This window comes from Acidovorax delafieldii 2AN (genome assembly GCF_000175235.1).
Classification (GTDB): Bacteria; Pseudomonadota; Gammaproteobacteria; order Burkholderiales; family Burkholderiaceae_C; genus Acidovorax; species Acidovorax delafieldii_B.
Window position 1 is genome coordinate 1 of sequence record NZ_ACQT01000557.1, and the last position, 961, is coordinate 961.

The window sequence follows — 961 nt, forward strand, 5'->3', positions numbered from 1 at the left end:
GCGCCTTGGCGGTGTCGGCCTGGGCCTGGCCGAAGTCGGGCGATGCCAGCAAGGCCAGCGGCGCGCCGGCCTTCACGGTCTGGCCCAGGTCGGCACGGATGGCCGCCACCCGGCCCGCGAAGGGGGCATAGATGCGCTGGGTGCGCTCTTCGTTCCAGACCAGCCTGGCGGGCAGATCGACGGCAATCTGCGTCGAGGGCCGGGCCTCGCTCACCCCCAGCAGGGCGAGTTGCGGATGGTCGGGCGGAAAGCGCAGTTGTGTGCCTTGCACCACGGGCGGGGCGGCTTCGGCGGGCGCTGCGGGGGCTGCGGCTTCGCCGCAACCGGCCAGCAAGGCGCTGCACCCCAGGGTCAGGGCGACGAAGGTGCGGCTGGCGATGAAGGGCGGGACTCTGCGCACGCGCAGGCGGAAGGTAGAGGAGTGCACCATGGGTGGGTCTATGCAGAGAAAAGTGTCAGGGGGCGACGGACAGCACTTGCGGCTGCGTGCGCAATTGCCAGGCGCCGAGGGCCTTGGCGTGTTCGAGGCGGGCAGAGAGCGCTTCCAGCGCAGTCGCGCGCAGGGTTCGGCGGGCGTCGAGCAGATCGGTGAGGGACGTGGCACCCTTGGCGTAGGCGAGTTCGGCGCTTTGCGCCACCTGGCGCGCGCGCGGCAGGATGCCGGTGTCGAAGCTGGCCGAACGCTGGGCGGTGCCGGCCGCCGCCTGTTGCAGATGCTGCAAGTCCAGCAGGGCGAGGCGGCGGGTCTTTTCAAGGGTGTCCTGGGCCTGGGTGTATTCGGCCTGGGCGCGGCCGATCTCGCCTTCGTAGTGGTAGCCCCACTGCAAGGGGACCGAAACGCGCAACTCCACGAGGCGGTTGGATGTGCCCGGGAAATGGTCGTACGAGGCGCCCACCGTCCAGTCGGCCTTGCGCTGGGCGCTGGCGTTGTCCAGCGCCGCCTGGGCGGCCTGCACGCGGG

The 961-nt window shown here is 71.2% G+C and carries 2 protein-coding genes; both read right to left on the reverse strand.

Annotated elements, in window-relative coordinates; genetic code table 11:
- Positions 1–430 (reverse strand): efflux RND transporter periplasmic adaptor subunit (locus ACDELDRAFT_RS22995; protein ID WP_005801655.1); only part of this gene is annotated, 430 nt, incomplete at its 3' end.
- Positions 431–455: 25 nt separating this feature from the next.
- Positions 456–961, reverse strand: a 506-nt coding sequence (locus ACDELDRAFT_RS23000) for a TolC family protein (RefSeq protein WP_005801659.1), incomplete at its 5' end; no start/stop codon positions are given.